This is a genomic window from Devosia sp., assembly GCF_028290435.1.
In the GTDB taxonomy this organism is placed as follows: domain Bacteria; phylum Pseudomonadota; class Alphaproteobacteria; order Rhizobiales; family Devosiaceae; genus Devosia.
Window position 1 is genome coordinate 48,420 of the sequence record NZ_JAQGJV010000095.1, and the last position, 19,345, is coordinate 67,764.

Genomic DNA, 19,345 nt, shown 5'->3' on the forward strand with positions numbered 1-19,345 from the left:
GTTCCCCTATTCGTCGGTAAACTGGCCGATCTGGCTCAGGCCTTCCAGCCAGGTGCCACCATCGTCGCGCACCACTTCGCGTGCGATGACGCCGCTTTCGGCGGCGATAGCGTCGGCAAGATCGCGAGCATGCGTCACCACCCAAATCTGGCTGCGCTCCGCCGCCTTGACGATGAGCCGCGCCAGCATCGGCAGCAGATTGGGGTGCAGGCTGTTCTCGGGCTCGTTCAGGGCGATGAAGGGCGGCAGCCGATAGGAGAGCAACGCCCCTGCCAAAGCGAGAAACTGCAGTGTTCCATCAGAAAGTTCGTGCGGCTCAAACACCCGCTTGGGCATTTCGGCATAACGCATGCCGAAGCTAGCGAATTCGCCAACCGGCGGGATGACCAGCTCGGCGCCCGGAAACGCGTCCTCGATCGCCCGGTCCAAGTCGATGCGGTCACCGCGAATATACTGCAGCGTCGCGAAGACGGCGCCCAGATTGCTGCCATCGGAGGCCAGCGATGGCGCGGTGACGGCGCGCGACGGGCGGCGCAAGGCCGACTCCGCGTCGGTGCGGAAGCCGTGGAAGAACCGCCAGGCAATGAGCGAGTCCCGCACCAGGGCAATTTCGGACCGCCCCGAAAGCGCGGCCAGTGCCGTCTCGCTGGCCAGCATGTCGTCATTGGCCAGTTCTCGGCGCCCGGCGGCATCGCGCGCCCAAGCCACGCCGCCCTTGCGCTCCATCAGGTTGACGGCCTTGCCGCGCTGTTGCCAGTCGAGGCTTTCAGCCTTGATCTGCGCCTCATTCGGAAAGGCGGCGACGCCTGCCTTGGGCGCGAAGGCGACTTCAAGCTGGTAGGTCGGATCGAACCCGCCGTCTCCCAGGTCGGCGAAGCTCGCGGACAGCCGTAGGCTGTTGCCCTCGCCTTTGCGATAGCCGTCGGTGCGATACATTGGATCGAACTCGCCGTCGGCGCTCAGATTCTTGCCGCCGGCCCAGAAGATAGAAGCCAGCCCACCCTCGCGGGCAATCTCACCGGCCAGCGTGCCACGCGCCGCCGCCTGCAGCAGTTCCAGTGAGCGGTAGAGGTTGGTCTTGCCGACGCCATTGCCGCCGACGAGTACGGTCAGCTGCCGCACCGGGAACCGGATCTTGCGGATCGAGCGATAGCCGATGATGTCGACGGCGGAGAGGGTCATGTCACGGCCAACGGACTTCCGGCGGCATGGAGGAGAGGATCGAGTTCACATTGCCCCCGGTCTTGAGCCCAAACATGGTGCCGCGATCATAGAGCAGGTTGAACTCGACGTAACGTCCCCGGCGCACCAATTGCTCGTGGCGGTCGGCTTCGGTCCACGGGGTTTCGAAATTGCGGCGGACCAGTTCGGGGTAAATGCCCAAAAAGGCCTCCCCCACCGCCTTGGTGAAGTCGAAATCGGCGTTCCAGTCGCCAGAATTGTGGTGGTCGTAGAAGATGCCTCCAGTGCCGCGATGCTCGTTGCGGTGGGGCAGGAAGAAATATTCATCGCACCACTCTTTGTAGCGCTGGTAGTCGACGCCCGGGCGGTTCTCGCAGGCTGCGCGCATTGCGGCATGGAAGTCGGCCGTATCAGGATCGTCCTGGCTCCGGCGCCGGTCGAGCACCGGCGTCAGGTCGGCGCCGCCGCCGAACCACTGCTTGCCGGTAACGATCATGCGCGTGTTCATATGAACCGCCGGTACATGCGGGTTCCAGGGGTGCACGATCAGCGAAATGCCCGAGCTCCAAAACTGGGCGCCTTCCTCGGTGCCCGGCATCTGCTTGGCGAAATCGGCCGAGAATTCGCCGTGCACGGTAGAAATATGGACGCCCGCTTTCTCGAAGACGCGGCCATGCAGCATACTCATTTCGCCGCCGCCGCCCGCCGCGCGGTCCCAAGGAGTCCGCTCGAACGTGCCCGGTGCGCGATCGGCGTTCGGGCCCTGCACATCGGCCTCGATGGCCTCAAAGCTGGCGCAGATGCGGTCGCGCAGGGCGCGGAACCAGGCCTGCGCGGTGAGCTTCTTGGTGTCCATGTCTTGGTCTGGTGTGGTCATTTGAGGTCTGCAAATCCATCCGTCTGGCGCTTGGCTTCGCCCACAATAAGGGTTGCCGCAAGCGCCACATTGATCGAGCGCAAGTTTTCGCGCATCGGAATACGCACGCGAAGGTCGCAGATTTCGGCCACGGCGTCAGGCACACCGGCGCTTTCGCGGCCCACCATGATGATGTCATCCCCGCGATAATCGGCCGCATAGGCGGACTGGCTGGCCTTGGTGGTCAGCAGCACCAGGCGGCGGCCTGCAGCGCGGCGCCACTCGTCGAACGCGGCAAAGCCGGTATGTTCCACCACCACGGCCTGGTCGAGATAATCGAGGCCAGCGCGACGCAGTGTCTTGGCGGAAAAAATAAACCCGGTGGGATGAATGACATGCACGCTCACGCCGATGCAGGCGCCGAGCCGGATCAGCGTGCCGGTATTTTGAGCGATATCGGGTTGATAGAGGGCCAGATCGACCGGCATCGGCGTGCCTTCCTGCTGGTGCGGGGAAGGGCGTTGAGGCGCTTGCCGCTAGGGAAATTGGGTATAGTGTCGCAGTTGTCTCATGTCACTGCCCGGCGCTCTGGACAAGTGCTTGTGACAGTGCAAAAAGAACCGCAACTGACGTGGCCGCTTGAGGGCGGATGGCGACCGATTCCGCGTATGCGCGTGTGGGCCTGCCGACTGCCGGCGCGTCTTAGGTGTATCGGACGGGGATCGTAACCTTGGCTACGCAAGCAGAACATCACGGGACACGGCGAGACTTTCTCCTCGTTGCTACCGCCGCGGTTGGGGGCGTTGGCGTCGTTGCCACGGTCTGGCCATTGATCAACCAAATGAATCCGGATGCTTCGACGCTGGCGCTGGCCAGCATCGAATTTGATCTGTCCGCGATTGAGGAGGGTCAGTCGGTTACCATCCTGTGGCGCGGGCTTCCCGTCTTCGTGCGGCATCGCACGCAGAAGGAAATCGACGAGGCCAAGGCCGTTCCGATGAGCGACCTTAAGGACCCTGCCACGGACGAAGAGCGCACCAAGCCCGGCCACGAACAGTGGCTGATCATGATCGCCAACTGTACTCACCTTGGCTGCGTGCCGGTGGGCGAGTCGGGTGAATATGACGGCTGGTTCTGCCCGTGCCACGGCTCGGTCTACGATACTGCGGGCCGTATCCGCAAAGGGCCGGCGCCCAAGAATCTGGTGCTGCCGCCTTATGACTTCATCAGCGATACGCTGGTCCAGATCGGTTAATGGGGGCTCCGATGTCAGAACATTCGACGTACACGCCCGGGACCGGCATCGAGAAATGGCTCGATGAACGTCTGCCGATCATCAGGTTCTCCAAAGAGCACCTGATGGACTTCCCGACGCCCAAGAACCTCAACTACTGGTGGACCTTCGGCGCGATCCTGGCGATCATGCTGGTGGTGCAGATCGTTACCGGCGTCATCCTCGCCATGCACTACACCCCTAATGTCGCCATGGCGTTCGACTCGGTCGAGCACATCAAGCGCGACGTCAATGGCGGCCGCATCATCCAGGCCGTCCACTCGGTTGGCGCCTCGATGTTCTTCGCCGCCGTCTATGTCCACATTTTCCGCGGCATGTATTTCGGCTCCTACAAGGCGCCCCGCGAAATCCTGTGGATCCTGGGCGTGCTGATCTTCGTGCTGATGATGGCAACCGCCTTCATGGGTTACGTGCTGCCATGGGGCCAGATGAGCTTCTGGGCCGCCACCGTGATCACCAACATCTTCGGCGCCATCCCGGTGCTGGGCAATCCGATCCTGGAACTGCTGCGCGGCGGTTTTTCGGTGGGCAATCCGACGCTCAACCGCTTCTTCTCGCTGCATTACCTGCTGCCGTTCGTGATCGCCGCGGTCGTCGTGCTGCACATTTGGGCGCTGCATGTGCCCGGCAACAACAATCCGATCGGCGTCGACGTGAAGTCGAGCCGCGATACCGTGCCCTTCCATCCGTATTACACGATGAAGGATCTCTACGGCGTGGTACTGTTCGCGATCCCGTTTGCCTGGTTCGTGTTCTTCGCGCCCGATATCCTGGGCCATCCCGATAACTACGTCATGGCCAATAGCCAGGTGACGCCCGCCCATATCGTGCCCGAATGGTACTTCCTGCCGTTCTACGCGATCCTGCGCGCCATCGACTTCAACATCCTGTTCATCAACTCGCAGCTCGGCGGCGTGATCTTCTTCGGCGGATCGATCGTCATCCTGTTCTTCCTGCCCTGGCTCGATACCTCCAAGGTTCGTTCGGGCACGTTCCGGCCGATGTTCAAGTGGTTCTATTGGCTGTTCGTGATCAACTTCCTGGCGCTGGCCTATCTGGGCGCGGCACCCGCGGAAGGCGTTTACGTCATCCTGGCCAAGATCTGCACGGCCTACTACTTCGCGCACTTCATCATCGTCCTGCCCGTTCTCTCGCGCATCGAAAAGCCCCGGCCGCTGCCGGCCAGCATTTCGGAGAGCGTGCTCGGAAAGGCACACGCGTGATGGGCGGGATCGTATCGATGTTCAAGACCAAGACTATCCTCGCTGCCGTCGCGCTTGTCGCCGCCTTCGCCACTCCCGCCTTTGCGCAGGAGCATGGCGGGCCCCAGATCGAAAAGCAGAGCTGGAGCTTCGGCGGCCTGTTCGGAACCTATGACCAGAACCAGCTGCAGCGCGGCTTCCAGGTGTTCCGCGAAGTCTGTTCCAACTGCCATGGCGCACGTTTGATCGCCTTCCGCACCCTGGCCGAGGAGGGTGGTCCCCACTTCTCCGAAGGCCAGGTCAAGGCGCTGGCGGCAGAGTACAATGTCGCCGATGCGACCGCCGAAGGCGGCACTCGCAAGGGCGTCGCGGCCGACCGTTGGCCGTCGCCATTCGCCACCGACCAGGATGCCCGCGATGCCAATGGCGGCGCGCTGCCGCCGGACTTCTCGGTGCTGGCCAAGGCCCGTGGCGTCACCGACGCTTTCCCCTGGTGGATCACCAACTACTTCACCGGCTATTCCGAAGGCGGCCCGGATTATATCCACGCCCTGATGAACGGCTATCACGAGGAAGTTCCGGAAAACGCACCGCACAATGCCGACGGCACGCCGTTCGCATTGCCGGAAGGCAAGTATTACAACGACTACTTCCCCGGCCACGCCATCAGCATGCCGCCGCCGCTTTCGGACGGTCAGGTCACCTATGTGCCCGGCGAAGACGGCGTCACGGTTCCCGAGACGACGAACCAGTATTCCGAGGACGTGTCCGCATTCATGATGTGGATGGCCGAGCCGGGTCTGGTATCGCGCAAGGAAACCGGTTTCAAAGTGCTGCTGTTCCTCGTGCTGTTCGCCGGCCTGATGTACGCCACCAAGCGCAAGATCTGGCAGGGTATCGAGCACTAAGGGCGCAATTGCCCGCTCCATTGCCAAGAATTTCAAAGGGCCCCTGGCGGGCCCTTTGTCTTGCGCCGTGCGATCACGCGGTTTTGCCCTCTTGCCATCGTGGCCCAAGACCGCAATATGTTGCTTGAGCAAATCACCGCGCGTCGAGGGGAGCCGCCATGTCCGCCATTCGCATCGCCGTTACCGTCGTCAGCGCCGCGATCACCGCCAGCCGCCACCCCGTGGTTCGGGCCGGGGTGAATGCCGTGGTCAACAATCCGCAGGCGCGCGAGACGGCCATAACCGCTACCCGTAACGCGGCCTATGGTGCCGGCGTCATCGCCCGCCACCTCATCGGCCGCCGCACCCGTTAATTTCTCTCACCACAGGCATGCCATGTCGCTCGACCCTTCCAAGCTCGACCTGAAATCGCTTGTGCGCACGATACCGGACTATCCCAAGAAGGGGATATTGTTCCGCGATATCACCACGCTGATCGAGCATCCGCAGGGGTTCAAGGAAAGCATCGAGCGCATCGCCGCCGCCCATCGCGGGCTGGGCGTGACCCATGTCGCCGGCATCGAGGCGCGCGGCTTCATCTTTGGCGCGGGCGTGGCGATCGCGCTCGGCGTTGGCTTTGTGCCGATCCGCAAGAAGGGCAAGCTGCCCGGCGAGACCATCGGGCAGAACTACGCGCTGGAATATGGCGTCGACACTATCGAGATCCATGCCGACGTGCTCGACAAGGGCGATGTCGTGCTGCTGGTCGACGACTTGATTGCCACCGGCGGCACCGCTATTGCGGCAGTGGGGCTGTTGCGGCGCACCGGCGCTTCGGTTAATCACGCCGCCTTCGTCATCGACCTGCCCGATCTCGGCGGCGCCGCCAAGCTGCGGGCCGAAAACGTCGCGATCCACTCGCTGATCGCTTTTGAAGGGCACTGAGGTTCACGAGTAGCGCGATTGACCCTTCACCTCTCTCTTTGGGGGAGAGGTCGGCGCGCAGCGCCGGGTGAGGAGGGGGCCTTCCCCACGCACTTCACCCAGTAAAAGGCCCCCTAACCCGACCCAAGAGGGTCGACCTCTCCCCGGAGGGCGAGGTGAAGAACTACCAGCTATTGCGGCCGTCCATTTTTTCCACCGTCACGCTCGACCAGTCGAAATCGTCGATCAGCCGCAGGTTGACGGCGAAGCTTTGCTTGGTGGGGAAGGCATTGGGATTGTTGGGGTCCTTGGGCGTGCCGTCATTGTTGTACAGCGAGGCCCAATCGGGCGAAACGCCCCAGGTCTGCATGCCGCAATTGGCGCAGAAGTGGTGTTCGTTGCCGTTGTCGCTGGCGGAATAGAATTTGCCTTCGCTGTCCGACAGCACGGTCATTTCACCCGGCTGGTAATAGCCCCAGATCGCGCCGGTGCGGCCGCAAAACGTGCAGTTGCATTCGCCGGCCCGGCTGGGCGGATGCGGTAGCTCGATCTTGGTGGCGCCGCAATGGCAGGTGGCGATCAGGGGCATGGCGGGTCTCCTCGTTGACACCCAAAGAGTGCCATCCGGTGCTGACAGGATAAGTCAGCAGCATAAGACGAGGATAAGCCTAGCCGCAGCTCATCTCAATGAGCGAGGCAGAGCATGACGATGGCGTCTTTGGTTTCGAGCTGCAGCGCCACGCCCGCATTGGGGTCGGGCACGATACGGCCGGCCTCGATGCCCTTGGCGGTCTTGAGCGGGCCATCGGTAAAGCCGACGCCATCCTGGTAGCCGGAAACAGTGCCGGTGCCCGAAGCGGTATCGCCGAAGGTGGCGGAGGCGAAGCCATAGACATCGCCATAGATGGTCAGCACGCCGGCATGGTTGGTGGTGGAGTCACGGCAACCCCAATTGCCCACATAGCTTTGGGCATAGGCTGGAGTGGCCAGAAGAGCGGCGGCGGTGATGGTCAGGGCGATTCGGCGCATGGGCCAGAGAGTGCAGGGGCTGTGCGGCGCTTTCAAGGGGCGAGCGTGATCGCGGTGATGCAATCGCGTTTTTTGTCGCGCGGGGAAGCAAAAAAGCCTGCAAGGCATTCGGCTACGCTCCGCGCAGCTTGAGGAAGCTGGCGAAAACGGCGCGGTACACCAGCTCCCCCTGCTGGTTGATGGCGGTGATTTCGTTGCTCAACACGCCCCAGCCGGGAATCGAATTGGAAACGCGTTTGCCCAGCGTGGTCAGGCTATAGGTGAGCGTGTCGCCGGGCCGCACAGGCGCCTTGAACTCGATTTTCTCGCCGCCGGGGGATGGCCCGCCGACACCGGGCTCCTGGCCCGCGGCGCGCAGCCGATCTGCTTCGGCGAACAGGGCGTCCACCATCAGCCGCTGTCCCACCATGGCCGTCTGCGCGCCGGACGCAACGAGACCGCCAAAGGGCCCCAGCTTGGCGGCTTCCGGGTCGATGTGTAAATACTGCGGATCGTAGATTTTCGCGTAGGCGATGATCGCGTCCCTAGTGAAGGTGTGGTCGCCCAGCGGGAAGACCTCGCCTTCGTTGATGTCCTCGAACCAGCGGGTCATGACTTGGCTCCTTCGTGGCCGGAGGGGCGGTCATAGGGAATTTCGTGCATCGGCACGGCCTCGGGGTGACGCACCGCGATCAGGTTGGCGAGCGTCATGGTCATGATGCTTTCGCCGCGCTGGTTGCGCACGTCGAGATCGATGGTGACGATCCCGCTGCCCGGCCGCGACTTGCTGCGGCGCAAGGCTGAAATGGTCGCCGTGCCCGAAATGGTGTCGTCGACCATGGTCGGCCGCTTCCACTTGAGATCGGTGAAACCGAGCCCGCCTTCGGAGGCGATGGAATTGAGAAAGCTCGCGCTCAGCCGGGCCAGCGTCAGGCCCAGCGTTTGCCAGCCGCTGGAGGCCAGCCCGCGCAGCAATGAGGTCTTGGCGGCCGCTTCATCGAGATGGAAGGGCAAGGGATCGAACTCGCGCGCGAAGTCGAAGATCATCTGTTTGGTGACAGTGGTCGGCGCGAGATCGATCACTTCGCCAACGGCGAGGTCTTCGTAATGGCGGCGATTAGCGGTTATCGAATTGGGCATCAGGGTTACCTATACGTCAACCGGATATGCCATGTTTGGGGAGAAGGGGCAAGCTGGTGGCAGTGACGCTGGGGCCACCATGCGGATACTGGTCTAGCACAGGTGGCATTGTAGCGCGGAACGAACCGGCGAGGATAAGTCTGCCATTGGGTGAAGTGCTGACACAGATAGTGGCGGCAGATTAGGACCTTCTGCGGAGGCTGGTATGGTCAACAAATGGTGTCGCCATGCGGGAAGTCTACTATCGCGTGAACCAGATTTCGGAGGCGCCGGAATGGGGTGCCATGGTGCGGATCTGGTGGGAAGCAGAGCTGCCGATGGCCTATGTGTCGGCCCCTAACGAGGAGACCTCCTCGGTCCCCGATGATCCGGATTTGACCCTGTTTCGCGCCGGGCTCTTGCGGGCGCAACACGATCTGCTCGGCGTGTTCGTCTGGCTCGAAGACGATGCGCTGTGGAGGGAGGAGTGGGGCGACCTCGTGCAGTAAGCCGCCCCGCGCTCGACCTTACGTGTTGAACTTGAACAGCATGACGTCGCCGTCCTTGACGACGTATTCCTTGCCTTCGTCGCGGGCCTTGCCGGCTTCCTTGGCGGGGACTTCGCCGCCCAGGGTGACGTAGTCGTCATAGGCGATGGTTTGGGCGCGGATGAAGCCGCGTTCGAAATCGGAGTGGATGACGCCGGCGGCGGCCGGGGCCTTGTCGCCCTTGTGGATGGTCCAGGCGCGGGTTTCCTTCGGGCCGACCGTGAAATAGGTCTGCAGGCCCAAGAGCGCATAGGCCTCGCGGATCAGCCGGTTTAGGCCGGCTTCATGCAGGCCCAGCGATTCCAGATATTCGGCCTGATCGGCGTCGGGGAGCTGAGCGAGCTGGCTCTCGATTTCGGCCGAGATGATGACGACGCCGGCATCGTGCTTGTGGGCGTAGTCTTCGACCAGCTTGCTCATGGCATTGCCGTTTTCAGCGGAGGCTTCATCGACATTGCAGACATAGAGCGCCGGCTTGGAGGTCAGCAGCTGCAATTCCTGGAAGGCTTTTTCTTCCTCGGGCAGGCGCTTGACGAAGCGGGCAGACTTGCCCTCGCGCAGCAGCACCAGCGCCTTTTCAACCAGCTCGAGCGTGAGCTTGGCTTCCTTGTCGCCCTGCTGGGCCTTTTTCTCCAGGCCCTTGTAGCGCTTTTCCAGGCTCTCAAGATCGGCGAGCATCAGCTCGGTTTCAACCACTTCGGCATCGGCCAAAGGATCGACCTTGTTGGCGACGTGGATGATGTTGCCATCCTCAAAGCAGCGCAGAACGTAGGCGATGGCGTCGCATTCGCGGATATTGGCGAGGAACTGGTTGCCCAGGCCTTCGCCCTTGGACGCGCCCTTCACCAGGCCGGCGATATCGACGAAGCTCATGCGCGCGGGCAGGATGTTCACCGATTTGCCGATGGCGGCCAGCTTTTGCAGACGGTTATCGGGCACCGGAACGTCGCCGACATTGGGCTCGATGGTGCAGAACGGGAAATTCGCCGCGGCCGCTGCGGCGGTGCGGGTGACCGCATTGAAAAGGGTCGACTTGCCGACATTCGGCAGGCCGACAATGCCCATCTTGAAACCCATGGGAAACTCCGGATTGTGTTGGCCTCCACATGGTTGGAATGCGCGGATAAGTCAATGCGCGGGCGTGGTTTGACGCCGCATGGGTGGGAGCCCTGCGGTTGGCGGGTAGGCTGCGGCATGCGGCGAGACGTGCCTCATGGTTTTGTAGATAAGCGAGACAGCGCCTCGCCGCATGCGATGGGGTTTCTGGCCGTCCGAACGTGGCCATCCCTTTTGAAGTGAGATGACGAACGTCGCGCTGGCCCAGGGATCGCGCGACCGCGCCCCCTCCCACCAAACTCCCCACGGCCGTTCGTCGCGAACCCGCAGCCGATGTGGAGATATCGTGGGGAGGATAGCGCAGGAATTTGGGGTGGGGATTAGTTGGGTAAGAGGCACAAAGGCGTCCCCCATTCTCGGTGTCACCCCGGCGCAGGCCGGAGCCCATCCTGCGATCGTGGATTGCACCGCCAGATCGACGGATAACACAACCACCTTGCGGCTGGCGCTCCATCTCGGGCTAGGCCCCGGCCTGCGCCGGGGTGACACCGTGGGTGGGGAGGCGTTGTGCTACAGCAAAGCAATGGGTGGGGTGACGTAGTGCCCGGCGGGTGCAGTGGCGCCGCGTTAGTCGCCCTTGAACAGCTTCTTGAGCATAGCGGCCATGGGGCCGGTTTCGGGCACGGCTGCCTGCGGCTTGGGCTCGCGGGCTTGCCTGATATGGCTTTGCGCTTTGGGGGCGGACTTTTCCGGAGCGGGCTCGTCACTGGCTTTGGTGGCCAGGGCGATCTTGTTCATGAAGCCGTTGTCGTCGCCCGAGAGAAGCATGCCGGCGTGTTTGGCGATGGCGTCGAGCAGGGGAGAGAGCCAGAGCTGGTCGGATTTGGCGAAATCGCCGAGAACATGGTGGATGACCATTTCCTTGGCGCCGGGATGGCCGATGCCGAGGCGCACGCGGCGATAGTCGGTGCCGAGCTGCGGATCGATCGAGCGCAGGCCGTTATGGCCGCCATTGCCGCCGCCAATCTTGACGCGCACCTTGCCGGGGACGAGGTCCAGTTCGTCATAAAGCACGGTGACGTCGCTGGGGGCGATTTTGTAGAATTGGGCGACCTGCTGGACGCTGCTGCCCGACAGATTCATCATCGTCTGCGGCTTGAGCAGCAATACGCGCTCGCCGCCGATCTGGCCTTCAGCAAGAAGTCCAGCATGCTTGCTCCGCCACGGGCCAAAACCATATTCGCGATGGATCGCGTCGGCGGCCATGAAGCCGATATTGTGGCGGTTGTTGCGATATTGATCGCCAGCGTTGCCGAGGCCAACGAGCAGTTTCATTTGCGGCTTCCCAAAACAGACGAGGCGACCCTAAGGCCGCCTCGATGCAATAGCAAAACGATACGAGCCGATTAAGCGGCTGGGGTCGCTTCGGCTTCAGCTTCGCCGCCTTCAGTCGACTTCAGTGCCGAAGGGGCAACGATGGTCGCGATGGTGACGTCTTCTTCATGGCTGTGGTCGGTGACGCCGGCCGGCAGCTTGATCGAGGACAGGTGGATGGTGTCGCCAATATCCAGGCCCGTCAGATCGACGGTGATCTCTTCGGGGATATTGTCGGCATTGACGGTCAGATCGAGCGTGTGGTGGACAACGTTGAGCGTACCGCCGCGCTTGATGCCGGGGCTGGCTTCTTCGTTGATGAAGTTCACATGCACCTGCACGTTCAGCTTGGTGCCCTTGCCGACGCGGAGGAAATCCACGTGGATGGCGAAATCTTTAACCGGATCAAGCTGGTAGTCGCGCGGAATGACCGAGTGCTTGGTGCCATCGACATCGAGTTCGATGACGTGGGACAAAAAGCCACCGGCATAGATGTACTTCATCGCGTCTTTGTAGGCGATCGAGATGGTGACGGGGGGCTTCTTGTCACCGTAGATAACAGCGGGAACGAGTCCCTGACGACGCAGTTCGCGAGCGGCCCCCTTGCCCACTCCCTCACGCGCCTGAGCCTTAAGCTCTTTGGTCGCAGCCATGGAAAAATCCATTCTGGTTGGTGTATGCGTCACTACAACAGCATACGCGCCCGTCCTCCAGGGGTGACGAGCGCTTCATGGCGCGGGCTATAGCCTAATCGCCGAGGTGGGGCAAGGGATTGGTCTGCTTCACCTCTCCCTTCGGGGGAGAGGTCGGCGCGCAGCGCCGGGTGAGGGGGCCTTCCTAAGCGCGTCACCCAGTAAAGGCCCCCTCACCCGACCCCAGAGGGTCGACCTCTCCCCCGAAGGGAGAGGTGAAGCCCTAGCCATCCCGCAGAGCTTCCAACTGCTTGTAAAGGTATTGCCGCACGGCTTCGTCAGACGAGAGGCCTATGGCCAGGATCAGCGCCTCGTGGGCGTCGTCCTTGCGGCCGGCGCGGGCGGCCAGGTGGCCGCGGGCGGCCCAGTAGGGTTGGTAGTCGGCCATGCGCTTGTCGGCGGCGAGGGTGTCGAGAAGGGCCAGGGCGGCGTCGGGGCCTTCCAGTTCCGCGTAGGCGGCGGCGCGGTTGAGGGCGACCACGGGGGATTGGGTCAACCCATAGAGGTGGTCGTAAAGCGCGGCGATGGCGGGCCAGGTGGGAGCGCCGGCGCGGCGACGGGCGACATGGGCAGACTGGATGGCGGCTTCGATCTGGTAGCGCCCGCTTGGGCCGGCGGCGTTGGCCTCGCGCAGCAGGGTTTCGGCCATGTCGATCTGCCAATCGTCCCAGTGGGCGGTGTTTTGCTGGTCGAGCGGCACATAGGCGCCGTTGGGGTCGCGGCGAGCGGCGCGACGGGCTTCGGCATAGAGCATGAGGGCCAGCATGCCCTTGGCCTCAGGCTCGGTGGGCAGCAGGGAGACCACGAGGCGGCCCAGCCAGATGGCTTCTTCGGCCAGCGGGGCGCCCGCGCCATCAATTTCGCCCCAGCCCTTGGCATAGGCGGCATAGATGGCTTCGAGTACGGCATCGAGCCGTTCGGGCAGGGCCTCGCGGTCGGGGATGTTGAAAGGAATGCCGGCATCCTTGATGCGGCCCTTGGCGCGCACCAGGCGCTGGCCCATGGTGGCGGGGGAAATCAGGAAGGCGGACGCTATATCCTGAGCGGTGAGGCCAAGGATGGTCTGCAGGATCAGCGGGGCGCGCATGCCGCGTTCGATGGCTGGATGGGCGCAGGCGAACATCAGCGCCAGGCGGCGATCGGGGATCTCATCGGGGTTTTGGGCGGCGTCGTCGATTTCGTCGGCCATGAGCTGCAGATGCGCCTCCCCGGCGGTTCGTGTGTGGCGGCGCCGTGCCGCATCGGTCTGGCGGCGGCGGGCGACCGTGAGCAGCCAGGCATCGGGGTTTTGCGGCACGCCCTCGGCGGGCCACATGCGCAGGGCCGTGGCGAAGGCCTCGGCCAGCGCGTCTTCGGCACCCGCAACATCGCGGGTGCGGGCGGCGAGATAGGCGACGAGGCGGCCGTAGCTTTCGCGGGCGACCCGTTCGGCGGTCTGGCTGGCCTCGTCGCGGCTCATGCCTATTTCCAGGCCTTGATCGGGCGCACTTCGACAGTGCCATATTGGGCGCTGGGGCAACGGGCAGCCCAATCGAGGGCCGCGTCGAGGTCGGGCACATCGACGATGAAATAGCCGGCGAACTGCTCCTTGGTGTCGGCATAGGGGCCGTCGATGACGGTCTTCTTGCCGGCGTTGACGCGGACGCTGGTCGCTTTGCTCGAAGGCTCAAGGCCCTCGCCGGAGGTCATGCCGGCCTTGGCCATGGCTTCGTTGAAGGCGGCATACTCACCCCAGAGCGAGGGCGGGGCGGCGGCAAGGGCGGCTTCGTCGTGATGGATCAGGCACATGTAGCGCATGTTGGGTCTCTCGGTTTTTCTCCGGGGCACCATGCCCCGACATGGTGATGTCGGGGCGAGTGGCGCTTTTTCGACTTTTTATTGTGTCGAAATTTTCAGCGGGTCGGCCAGACCGGGCGGACCTCGATGGTGCCGTTGCGGGCGGCGGGGCAGCGGGCGGCCCAAGCGATGGCCTGGTCCATGTCCGGCACATCGATCACGTAATAGCCGCCGAGCTGTTCCTTGGTCTCGGCATAGGGGCCATCGAGCACTTCGGTCTTGTCGCCGGCAACGCGGACGCTGACGGCTTCGGTGGTCGGGCGCAGGCGCTCGCCGCCGATGATGACGCCGGCCTTGCCCATGGCTTCGTTAAAGGCTGCGTAATCGGGGCTCATGCTGGCGCCGGCGGGCGTGGCCGCGTTCATCTTGACTTCGTCGCCGTGGATCAAAAGCATGTATTGCATCGTCGTTCTCCCGTGAAAGCCGGAGCATCATGCTCCGATACTGCAATGTCGGGAAGGCGATGACCATTTCGACCGGGGTCGGAATTATTCGCGCGAATATTCGGTGTAGGGGCGGATTTCGATTTTGCCCCAGGTGGCGGCGGGGCATTGGGCGGCCCAGGACACCGCGGCGTCCATGTCGGGGCAATCGATAATGTAATAGCCGCCGAACTGCTCCTTGGTCTCGGCATAGGGGCCGTCATGGACCTTGAGCTCGCCGTGCTCGATATTGATGGTCTTGGCGGCTGTGGTTGGCCGGAGTGGCGCGGTGGAGACGAAGACGCCGGCCTTGGTCAGTGCTGCCTCATAGGCGTACATCGTGTCCATGAACTTGTTCATTTCGGCTGGCGGAATCTGCGCACCGGCCTTCTCGTCGGCATAGAGCATCAGCAGATATTTCATGGTGCGTTCCTTTCGTGACCCGGCATAGAGGGGCATGACAATGTCGCGCGAGGAAGGCTGATTTCGACACTTCGAGCCGGCCGCAGGCAAGTTTCTGCCAGTGGCAGAAACTTAGGTGAGAAGGCCATGAGAGCTGTGCTCGAATGGCGGGGATTTTGTGGCACGCCCTCGTGGTTAGAGGCTCGTGAAGTACTCGCACCTCACCATGAGGGTTGCTGATAGAATTGCGCTGCTTCAGTATCCCTCATGGTGAGGTGGGAGCGAAGCGAGCCTCGAACCACGAGGGCGTGGCGGGAAGAATGGGTTCCCGCTTTCGCGGGAATGGCGCCGTAGGGGGGGAATAACCAGCGTTTCTGCAGCGGTTTAGTCCAGCAGGCTGGATACGCTCTGCTCGCTGGCGGTCCGCGCGATGGCTTCGCCGATCAAAGGTGCGATGGAGATGCGGCGGATGTTGTGGGCGGTCTGGACCAGATCGGTTTCCTCGATCGAGTCGGTGATCACCAGCTCCTTGAGCTTGGATGCGGCGATCCTTTCGGCAGCGCCGTTGGAGAGCACGCCATGGGTGATGTAGGCGGACACTTCGAGCGCGCCGGCCTTGAGCAGGGCTTCGGCAGCGTTGATCAGCGTGCCGCCGCTATCGACGATGTCGTCGATCAGAATGCAGTGCTTACCCGAGACGTCGCCGATGATGTTCATCACCTCGGAGACGCCGGCGCGCGGGCGGCGCTTGTCGACGATGGCCAGATCGGCGCCGATGCGCTGCGCGGTGGCGCGCGCGCGGGCCACGCCGCCGACGTCGGGCGAGACGATCATGACGTTGGCGTTATCGTAATTATCCTTGATATCGCGGACCATCACCGGGGCGGAATAGAGATTGTCGGTGGGGATATCGAAGAAGCCCTGGATTTGGGCCGCATGCAGGTCCAGCGTGATGACGCGGTTGACGCCGGCTTCGGTGATCAGATTGGACACGAGCTTGGCGGAGATGGGCGTGCGCGAGACCGATTTGCGGTCCTGCCGTGCATAGCCAAAATAGGGCAGCACGGCGGTGATGCGGCGGGCTGACGAGCGGCGCAACGCATCGGTCAGGATCAGCAATTCCATCAGGTTGTCATTGGCCGGGAAGCTGGTCGATTGCAGGATGAATACATCCTCGCCACGGACGTTTTCGTGGACTTCGACGTAAATTTCCTTATCGGCGAAGCGCTTGACCGTACAATCGGTTAGCGGAAGTTCCAGGTAACTGGCGACGGATTCGGCGAGGGCACGGTTGGAATTGCCTGTGACCAGCTTCATTGCACGATCCTGTCTCAACAACACCCGCTTTAGCGGGAGTTACCAGTTTCGTGGGTTCTTTAGCCCGTGCGTTGCGGGTACGCAATGTGACAAATGGATGAGAGGTGAATAAGGCCTATGCATTGGCTAGAGCCAACGCATAGCAGCTGTTTTTGCATCGGCATTCCCGAAAACCGGCGCCCACTTCTCGGGCCGATGCCTTAGGCGCGGCCGATAATCGAGATTTGCCGGCCGGTTGTGGTGCCCTGGTGGGTGGCATAGCGGTGGGAGAAATAGCGGTTCGGCGCGCCATAAGTGCATGAGCCGACGCGATCGACAGAATCGATGCCGGATTGATTGAGCTGTTCGGTGACGAAAGCGGGCAGATCGAAATGCGGCTTGCCGCCCGGTGGGGTGACGAAGAAGCGATCGCCGGTGGGGTGGAGCTTGAGGAAATCGACGCGGAACTGGTCGCCGACTTCGTAATTGGGCGCGGTGACGGTGGGGCCGAAGGCGGCGGTGATGCGGCTGGGCTGGGCGCCGAGCTGGACCATGGCCTGAACTGTGTTGCCGATGATGCCATCGACTGCGCCGCGCCAGCCGGCATGGGCCGCGCCGATAATGCCGGCTTCGGGATCAGCAAGCAGGATCGGGGTGCAGTCGGCGGTGAGGATGCCGAGGCTGATGGTGGTCAGGTTGGTGACCATGGCGTCGGCTTCGACCACGACGTCGTCGTTGGGCTGCTGGGTGAGGACGCGGACGATGCTTGAATGGGTCTGTTTGACGAGGAAAAGATTGCGGCGGACATAACCCAGAGCAGCGGCGGCGTTGCGGCGATTGTAGGCGACCGTCTCGGGGTCGTCGCCAAGGCTGATCGACATGTTGTTGCTGGCGAAGGCGCCGGTGGATTTGCCGCCATTGCGACCGAAGAAGCCGTGGCGGATGCTGGGGAGCGCCGCCAGCATCGGGCTGGTTTCGAACGGCGCGGTCATGCGGAGAAGGCCGGGGGGAAAAGGCCGGGGCTGGCGGCGCAGAAGGCCTTGAACAGCTCGCCCATCTGGTCAGGCGCGGTGAGGCGTTTGCGGGCGGCGGCGATATCGGCGGCGGAGGCTGGATTGGCGAGGGCGAGGGCCTTGGCGCGGTCGCCGAGGCCGAGGCGGTCGAGGAACTGGCCTTGCGATACAAGCGGCTGGACGGCGAGGCCGGCCTTGTGGGCGGCGATGCCGAGGGCGTCGAAATCGACATGGGCGGAGAGATCGGTGTCGCCGGGGGATTCGAGCACATCGGCATACGCGTGGCGGCGGACGCCTTGCAGGGTTTCGCCGGTTTGGGTCGTGGCATAGCCGTAGTCGATCGCGAGGATGGCGCCGCCCTGGGTCGAGATGGTGCCTGCGAGCCGGGTCATGACTTCGGAGCCGGCGAAGGCGACTTCATAGATTGCGTTGGGTGGCGCTTTGGCGACGGCGTCGGGCATGACGCTGGGCGGCAGGGGCGTGGGGGAGAGGCCGAAGGCGCGCTTGCCCTCGATGAGGCCGACCATGCGCTCGTGCCAGCCCTGATCGGTGCGGACGAATTGGCGGATGGGCAGGGCGTCGAAAAATTCATTGGCGACCACCAGCAGCGGGCCGGGGCCGACCTTGTCGAAACCGTCGATCCATTTGGGATCGTAGGCCTCGAGCCGCGCATTCTGTTCGGCCATGAGCGAGGGATTGGTTTCGAACAGGCGCAGGTCGAGCGCATCGCGAAAGCCTTCGGCGCGACAGGCGACGCGCAGCATGTCGGCCATCAGCGTGCCGCGGCCGGGGCCGAGTTCGAGCAGGGTGAACTCTTTGGGCTGGCTCATCTGTTGCCAGAGATTGACGAAGAAGAAGCCCAGGAGTTCGCCGAACATCTGCGAGATTTCGGGTGCGGTGATGAAATCGCCCTTGGCGCCAAGCGGGTCGGCGCCCTTGTAATAGCCCTTGTGGGGATGAGTCAGGGACAGACCCATATAGGTCGCCACCGACATCGGGCCGGTGGTGCGGATCTGCATGTCGATGAGTTCGGGGAGGGTAGGACTATCGGGCACGGCGCGACCGCATGGCATAGGCGACCAGAGCGAGGCCGAGGACGACGAAGGGGATGGAGAGCAGCATGCCCATGGTGAACCAGCCGCCATAGAGGTAGCCGATCTGCACGTCCGGCAGGCGCACGAACTCGACGGCAATGCGCGCGAGGCCATAGCCGATGCCGAAAATGCCCGCGACGAGGCCGGGCCTGCGCAGGGCGAAGAAGACGTGGGTAGCGATGCGGATGACGAGGAAGAGCAGCAAGCCTTCGAGCGCGGCTTCGTAGAGCTGGCTGGGATGGCGCGGCACTTGCTGCGGATCGGTGGGGAAAATCACGCCCCAAGGTAGGGTGGTGGGGGCGCCGTAGAGCTCGGCATTGATGAAATTGGCGATGCGGACGAGGAAAATACCGATGGTACTGACCGCGGCAATCATATCAAGCGAGGACAGCCAATTGCCGCCCTTGGAGCGGGTGAACAGGATCGCCGCCAGCATCAGCCCGATGGCGCCGCCGTGGAAGGACATGCCGCCATCGAGGGTGTTGATGATCTCGAGCGGATTGGCCAGGTACATCGGCAGATTGTAAAACAGCACATAACCGATGCGGCCGCCGATGACGATGGACAGCATGGTCCAGAAGGCGAAATCCCAGATTTCACCGGGCTTGAAGGGCGGGGCATTGTCGGCCCAGAGCGAGCGGCGGGCGAGGAGGCTGCGGGCATAGAGCGCACCAAGTCCCGTGCCGAACAGATAGCCCAGCGCATACCAGCGGACGGACAGCGGGCCGACGGAAAACGCAATCGGGTCGATATTGGGGAATTGCAAGGTCGGCTCCGCACTGATTGGCCGGACCATTGCCGCTTCGCCCGCTCTGGTCAAGTCGGCAGCGCTCGCTTACATATCTGGGCGAAGCAGTTCAGCAGAACCAGACGAGAGGCGAACGCCATGGCACAGAGCAGCAGGATTTTCGACGATATCGGCCGGGTGATGAACGAGGCCGCTGGCGTTGCGGGCGGCGTGCGCCGCGAAGTGGAAACCGCGGTCAAATCGCAGGCCCAGCGTTTCGTCGCCGATATGGACCTGGTCAAGCGCGAAGATTTTGACGCGCTGCGCGAGCTGGTGCAGGTGCAGGGCGAAGAAATAGACGCATTGCGCAAGGAAATCGCGGCGCTGAGCGCCAAGCCCAAGACCAAATAAGA

At 63.0% G+C, this 19,345-nt stretch carries 25 protein-coding genes; 7 read left to right on the top strand and 18 right to left on the bottom strand.

Annotated features, from left to right (window positions below):
- Positions 1–6: 6 nt before the first annotated feature.
- The 3 genes from JWP26_RS21195 to JWP26_RS21205 are packed head-to-tail and all read right to left on the bottom strand — an operon-like array spanning position 7 to position 2,526.
- Entirely contained in the window at positions 7–1,182 is a 1,176-nt protein-coding gene (locus JWP26_RS21195; RefSeq protein WP_299732676.1) for an AAA family ATPase, read from the bottom strand.
- Between the two features lies 1 nt (position 1,183).
- Entirely contained in the window at positions 1,184–2,059 is an 876-nt protein-coding gene (hemF, locus tag JWP26_RS21200; RefSeq protein ID WP_299732679.1) for an oxygen-dependent coproporphyrinogen oxidase, read from the bottom strand.
- A complete protein-coding gene (locus tag JWP26_RS21205; protein ID WP_299732682.1) occupies positions 2,056–2,526 on the bottom strand; it encodes a tRNA (cytidine(34)-2'-O)-methyltransferase in 471 nt (156 codons plus the stop codon). Before JWP26_RS21205 ends, hemF begins: the two co-directional genes overlap by 4 nt.
- Before the next feature lie 242 nt (positions 2,527–2,768).
- Between JWP26_RS21205 and petA the strand changes: the two genes are divergently transcribed.
- The 5 genes from petA (at position 2,769) to JWP26_RS21230 (ending at position 6,366) form a co-directional block, all read left to right on the top strand.
- Positions 2,769–3,293: a ubiquinol-cytochrome c reductase iron-sulfur subunit gene (gene petA / locus JWP26_RS21210; RefSeq protein ID WP_299732685.1), complete on the top strand. Its 525-nt coding sequence runs from the start codon at positions 2,769–2,771 to the stop codon at positions 3,291–3,293.
- Positions 3,294–3,304: 11 nt separating this feature from the next.
- The gene (locus JWP26_RS21215; protein WP_299732688.1) at positions 3,305–4,555 is read left to right on the top strand and encodes a cytochrome b N-terminal domain-containing protein; all 1,251 of its coding nucleotides are present in this window, start codon (positions 3,305–3,307) and stop codon (positions 4,553–4,555) included.
- A 17-nt stretch (positions 4,556–4,572) separates the two neighbouring features.
- Positions 4,573–5,442 carry a cytochrome c1 gene (locus tag JWP26_RS21220; protein ID WP_299732691.1) on the top strand — a complete coding sequence of 290 codons (870 nt, stop codon included), beginning with the start codon at positions 4,573–4,575 and terminating at the stop codon, positions 5,440–5,442.
- A gap of 158 nt (positions 5,443–5,600) precedes the next feature.
- Positions 5,601–5,795, top strand: a complete 195-nt coding sequence (locus JWP26_RS21225; protein ID WP_299732694.1) for a hypothetical protein — start codon at positions 5,601–5,603, stop codon at positions 5,793–5,795.
- A gap of 22 nt (positions 5,796–5,817) precedes the next feature.
- Complete coding sequence (locus JWP26_RS21230; protein WP_299732697.1) at positions 5,818–6,366, top strand: adenine phosphoribosyltransferase; 549 nt, start codon at positions 5,818–5,820, stop codon at positions 6,364–6,366.
- Positions 6,367–6,529: 163 nt separating this feature from the next.
- On the opposite strand, the gene JWP26_RS21235 is transcribed toward JWP26_RS21230, so the two are convergent.
- From JWP26_RS21235 to JWP26_RS21250, 4 genes are all read right to left on the bottom strand, one after another.
- Positions 6,530–6,934 (bottom strand): GFA family protein, encoded by a 405-nt coding sequence (locus tag JWP26_RS21235; protein ID WP_299732700.1) that lies wholly within the window; start codon positions 6,932–6,934, stop codon positions 6,530–6,532.
- A gap of 95 nt (positions 6,935–7,029) precedes the next feature.
- The gene (locus JWP26_RS21240) at positions 7,030–7,374 is read right to left on the bottom strand and encodes a hypothetical protein (protein ID WP_299732703.1); all 345 of its coding nucleotides are present in this window, start codon (positions 7,372–7,374) and stop codon (positions 7,030–7,032) included.
- 112 nt (positions 7,375–7,486) lie between these two features.
- Positions 7,487–7,966, bottom strand: a complete 480-nt coding sequence (locus tag JWP26_RS21245) for a MaoC/PaaZ C-terminal domain-containing protein (RefSeq protein ID WP_299732706.1) — start codon at positions 7,964–7,966, stop codon at positions 7,487–7,489.
- Positions 7,963–8,493: a MaoC family dehydratase gene (locus tag JWP26_RS21250; protein WP_299732709.1), complete on the bottom strand. Its 531-nt coding sequence runs from the start codon at positions 8,491–8,493 to the stop codon at positions 7,963–7,965. The genes JWP26_RS21245 and JWP26_RS21250 overlap by 4 nt, the downstream gene beginning before the upstream one ends.
- 227 nt (positions 8,494–8,720) lie before the next feature.
- Between JWP26_RS21250 and JWP26_RS21255 the strand changes: the two genes are divergently transcribed.
- Positions 8,721–8,981 carry a hypothetical protein gene (locus JWP26_RS21255; RefSeq protein ID WP_299732712.1) on the top strand — a complete coding sequence of 87 codons (261 nt, stop codon included), beginning with the start codon at positions 8,721–8,723 and terminating at the stop codon, positions 8,979–8,981.
- Positions 8,982–8,999: 18 nt separating this feature from the next.
- Here JWP26_RS21255 and ychF read toward each other — a convergent pair whose 3' ends face one another.
- The 11 genes from ychF to lgt all read right to left on the bottom strand — a co-directional run bounded on the left by ychF (position 9,000) and on the right by lgt (position 19,001).
- Positions 9,000–10,097 carry a redox-regulated ATPase YchF gene (gene ychF / locus JWP26_RS21260; protein WP_299732714.1) on the bottom strand — a complete coding sequence of 366 codons (1,098 nt, stop codon included), beginning with the start codon at positions 10,095–10,097 and terminating at the stop codon, positions 9,000–9,002.
- A gap of 606 nt (positions 10,098–10,703) precedes the next feature.
- The gene (pth, locus tag JWP26_RS21265) at positions 10,704–11,411 is read right to left on the bottom strand and encodes an aminoacyl-tRNA hydrolase (RefSeq protein WP_299732717.1); all 708 of its coding nucleotides are present in this window, start codon (positions 11,409–11,411) and stop codon (positions 10,704–10,706) included.
- A gap of 71 nt (positions 11,412–11,482) precedes the next feature.
- Complete coding sequence (locus JWP26_RS21270) at positions 11,483–12,103, bottom strand: 50S ribosomal protein L25/general stress protein Ctc (protein ID WP_299732720.1); 621 nt, start codon at positions 12,101–12,103, stop codon at positions 11,483–11,485.
- Positions 12,104–12,365: 262 nt separating this feature from the next.
- Positions 12,366–13,601 (bottom strand): DUF6596 domain-containing protein, encoded by a 1,236-nt coding sequence (locus JWP26_RS21275; RefSeq protein WP_299732723.1) that lies wholly within the window; start codon positions 13,599–13,601, stop codon positions 12,366–12,368.
- 2 nt (positions 13,602–13,603) lie between these two features.
- Positions 13,604–13,939, bottom strand: coding sequence for a YciI family protein (locus JWP26_RS21280; protein ID WP_299732726.1), 336 nt, complete (start codon positions 13,937–13,939; stop codon positions 13,604–13,606).
- A 95-nt stretch (positions 13,940–14,034) separates the two neighbouring features.
- Positions 14,035–14,382, bottom strand: coding sequence for a YciI family protein (locus JWP26_RS21285; RefSeq protein ID WP_299732728.1), 348 nt, complete (start codon positions 14,380–14,382; stop codon positions 14,035–14,037).
- Between the two features lie 84 nt (positions 14,383–14,466).
- Positions 14,467–14,823: a YciI family protein gene (locus JWP26_RS21290; RefSeq protein ID WP_299732730.1), complete on the bottom strand. Its 357-nt coding sequence runs from the start codon at positions 14,821–14,823 to the stop codon at positions 14,467–14,469.
- 363 nt (positions 14,824–15,186) lie between these two features.
- Positions 15,187–16,119: a ribose-phosphate pyrophosphokinase gene (locus JWP26_RS21295; RefSeq protein WP_299732732.1), complete on the bottom strand. Its 933-nt coding sequence runs from the start codon at positions 16,117–16,119 to the stop codon at positions 15,187–15,189.
- A 200-nt stretch (positions 16,120–16,319) separates the two neighbouring features.
- Entirely contained in the window at positions 16,320–17,090 is a 771-nt protein-coding gene (gene pgeF, locus JWP26_RS21300; RefSeq protein ID WP_299732734.1) for a peptidoglycan editing factor PgeF, read from the bottom strand.
- Entirely contained in the window at positions 17,087–18,166 is a 1,080-nt protein-coding gene (locus JWP26_RS21305; RefSeq protein ID WP_299732737.1) for an SAM-dependent methyltransferase, read from the bottom strand. Before JWP26_RS21305 ends, pgeF begins: the two co-directional genes overlap by 4 nt.
- On the bottom strand, positions 18,156–19,001 hold the full coding sequence (gene lgt / locus JWP26_RS21310; RefSeq protein ID WP_299732740.1) for a prolipoprotein diacylglyceryl transferase: 846 nt from the start codon (positions 18,999–19,001) through the stop codon (positions 18,156–18,158). Before lgt ends, JWP26_RS21305 begins: the two co-directional genes overlap by 11 nt.
- A 90-nt stretch (positions 19,002–19,091) precedes the next feature.
- On the opposite strand from lgt, the gene JWP26_RS21315 reads away from it, so the two are divergent.
- A complete protein-coding gene (locus JWP26_RS21315) occupies positions 19,092–19,343 on the top strand; it encodes an accessory factor UbiK family protein (protein WP_299732743.1) in 252 nt (83 codons plus the stop codon).
- Positions 19,344–19,345 lie beyond the last annotated feature (2 nt).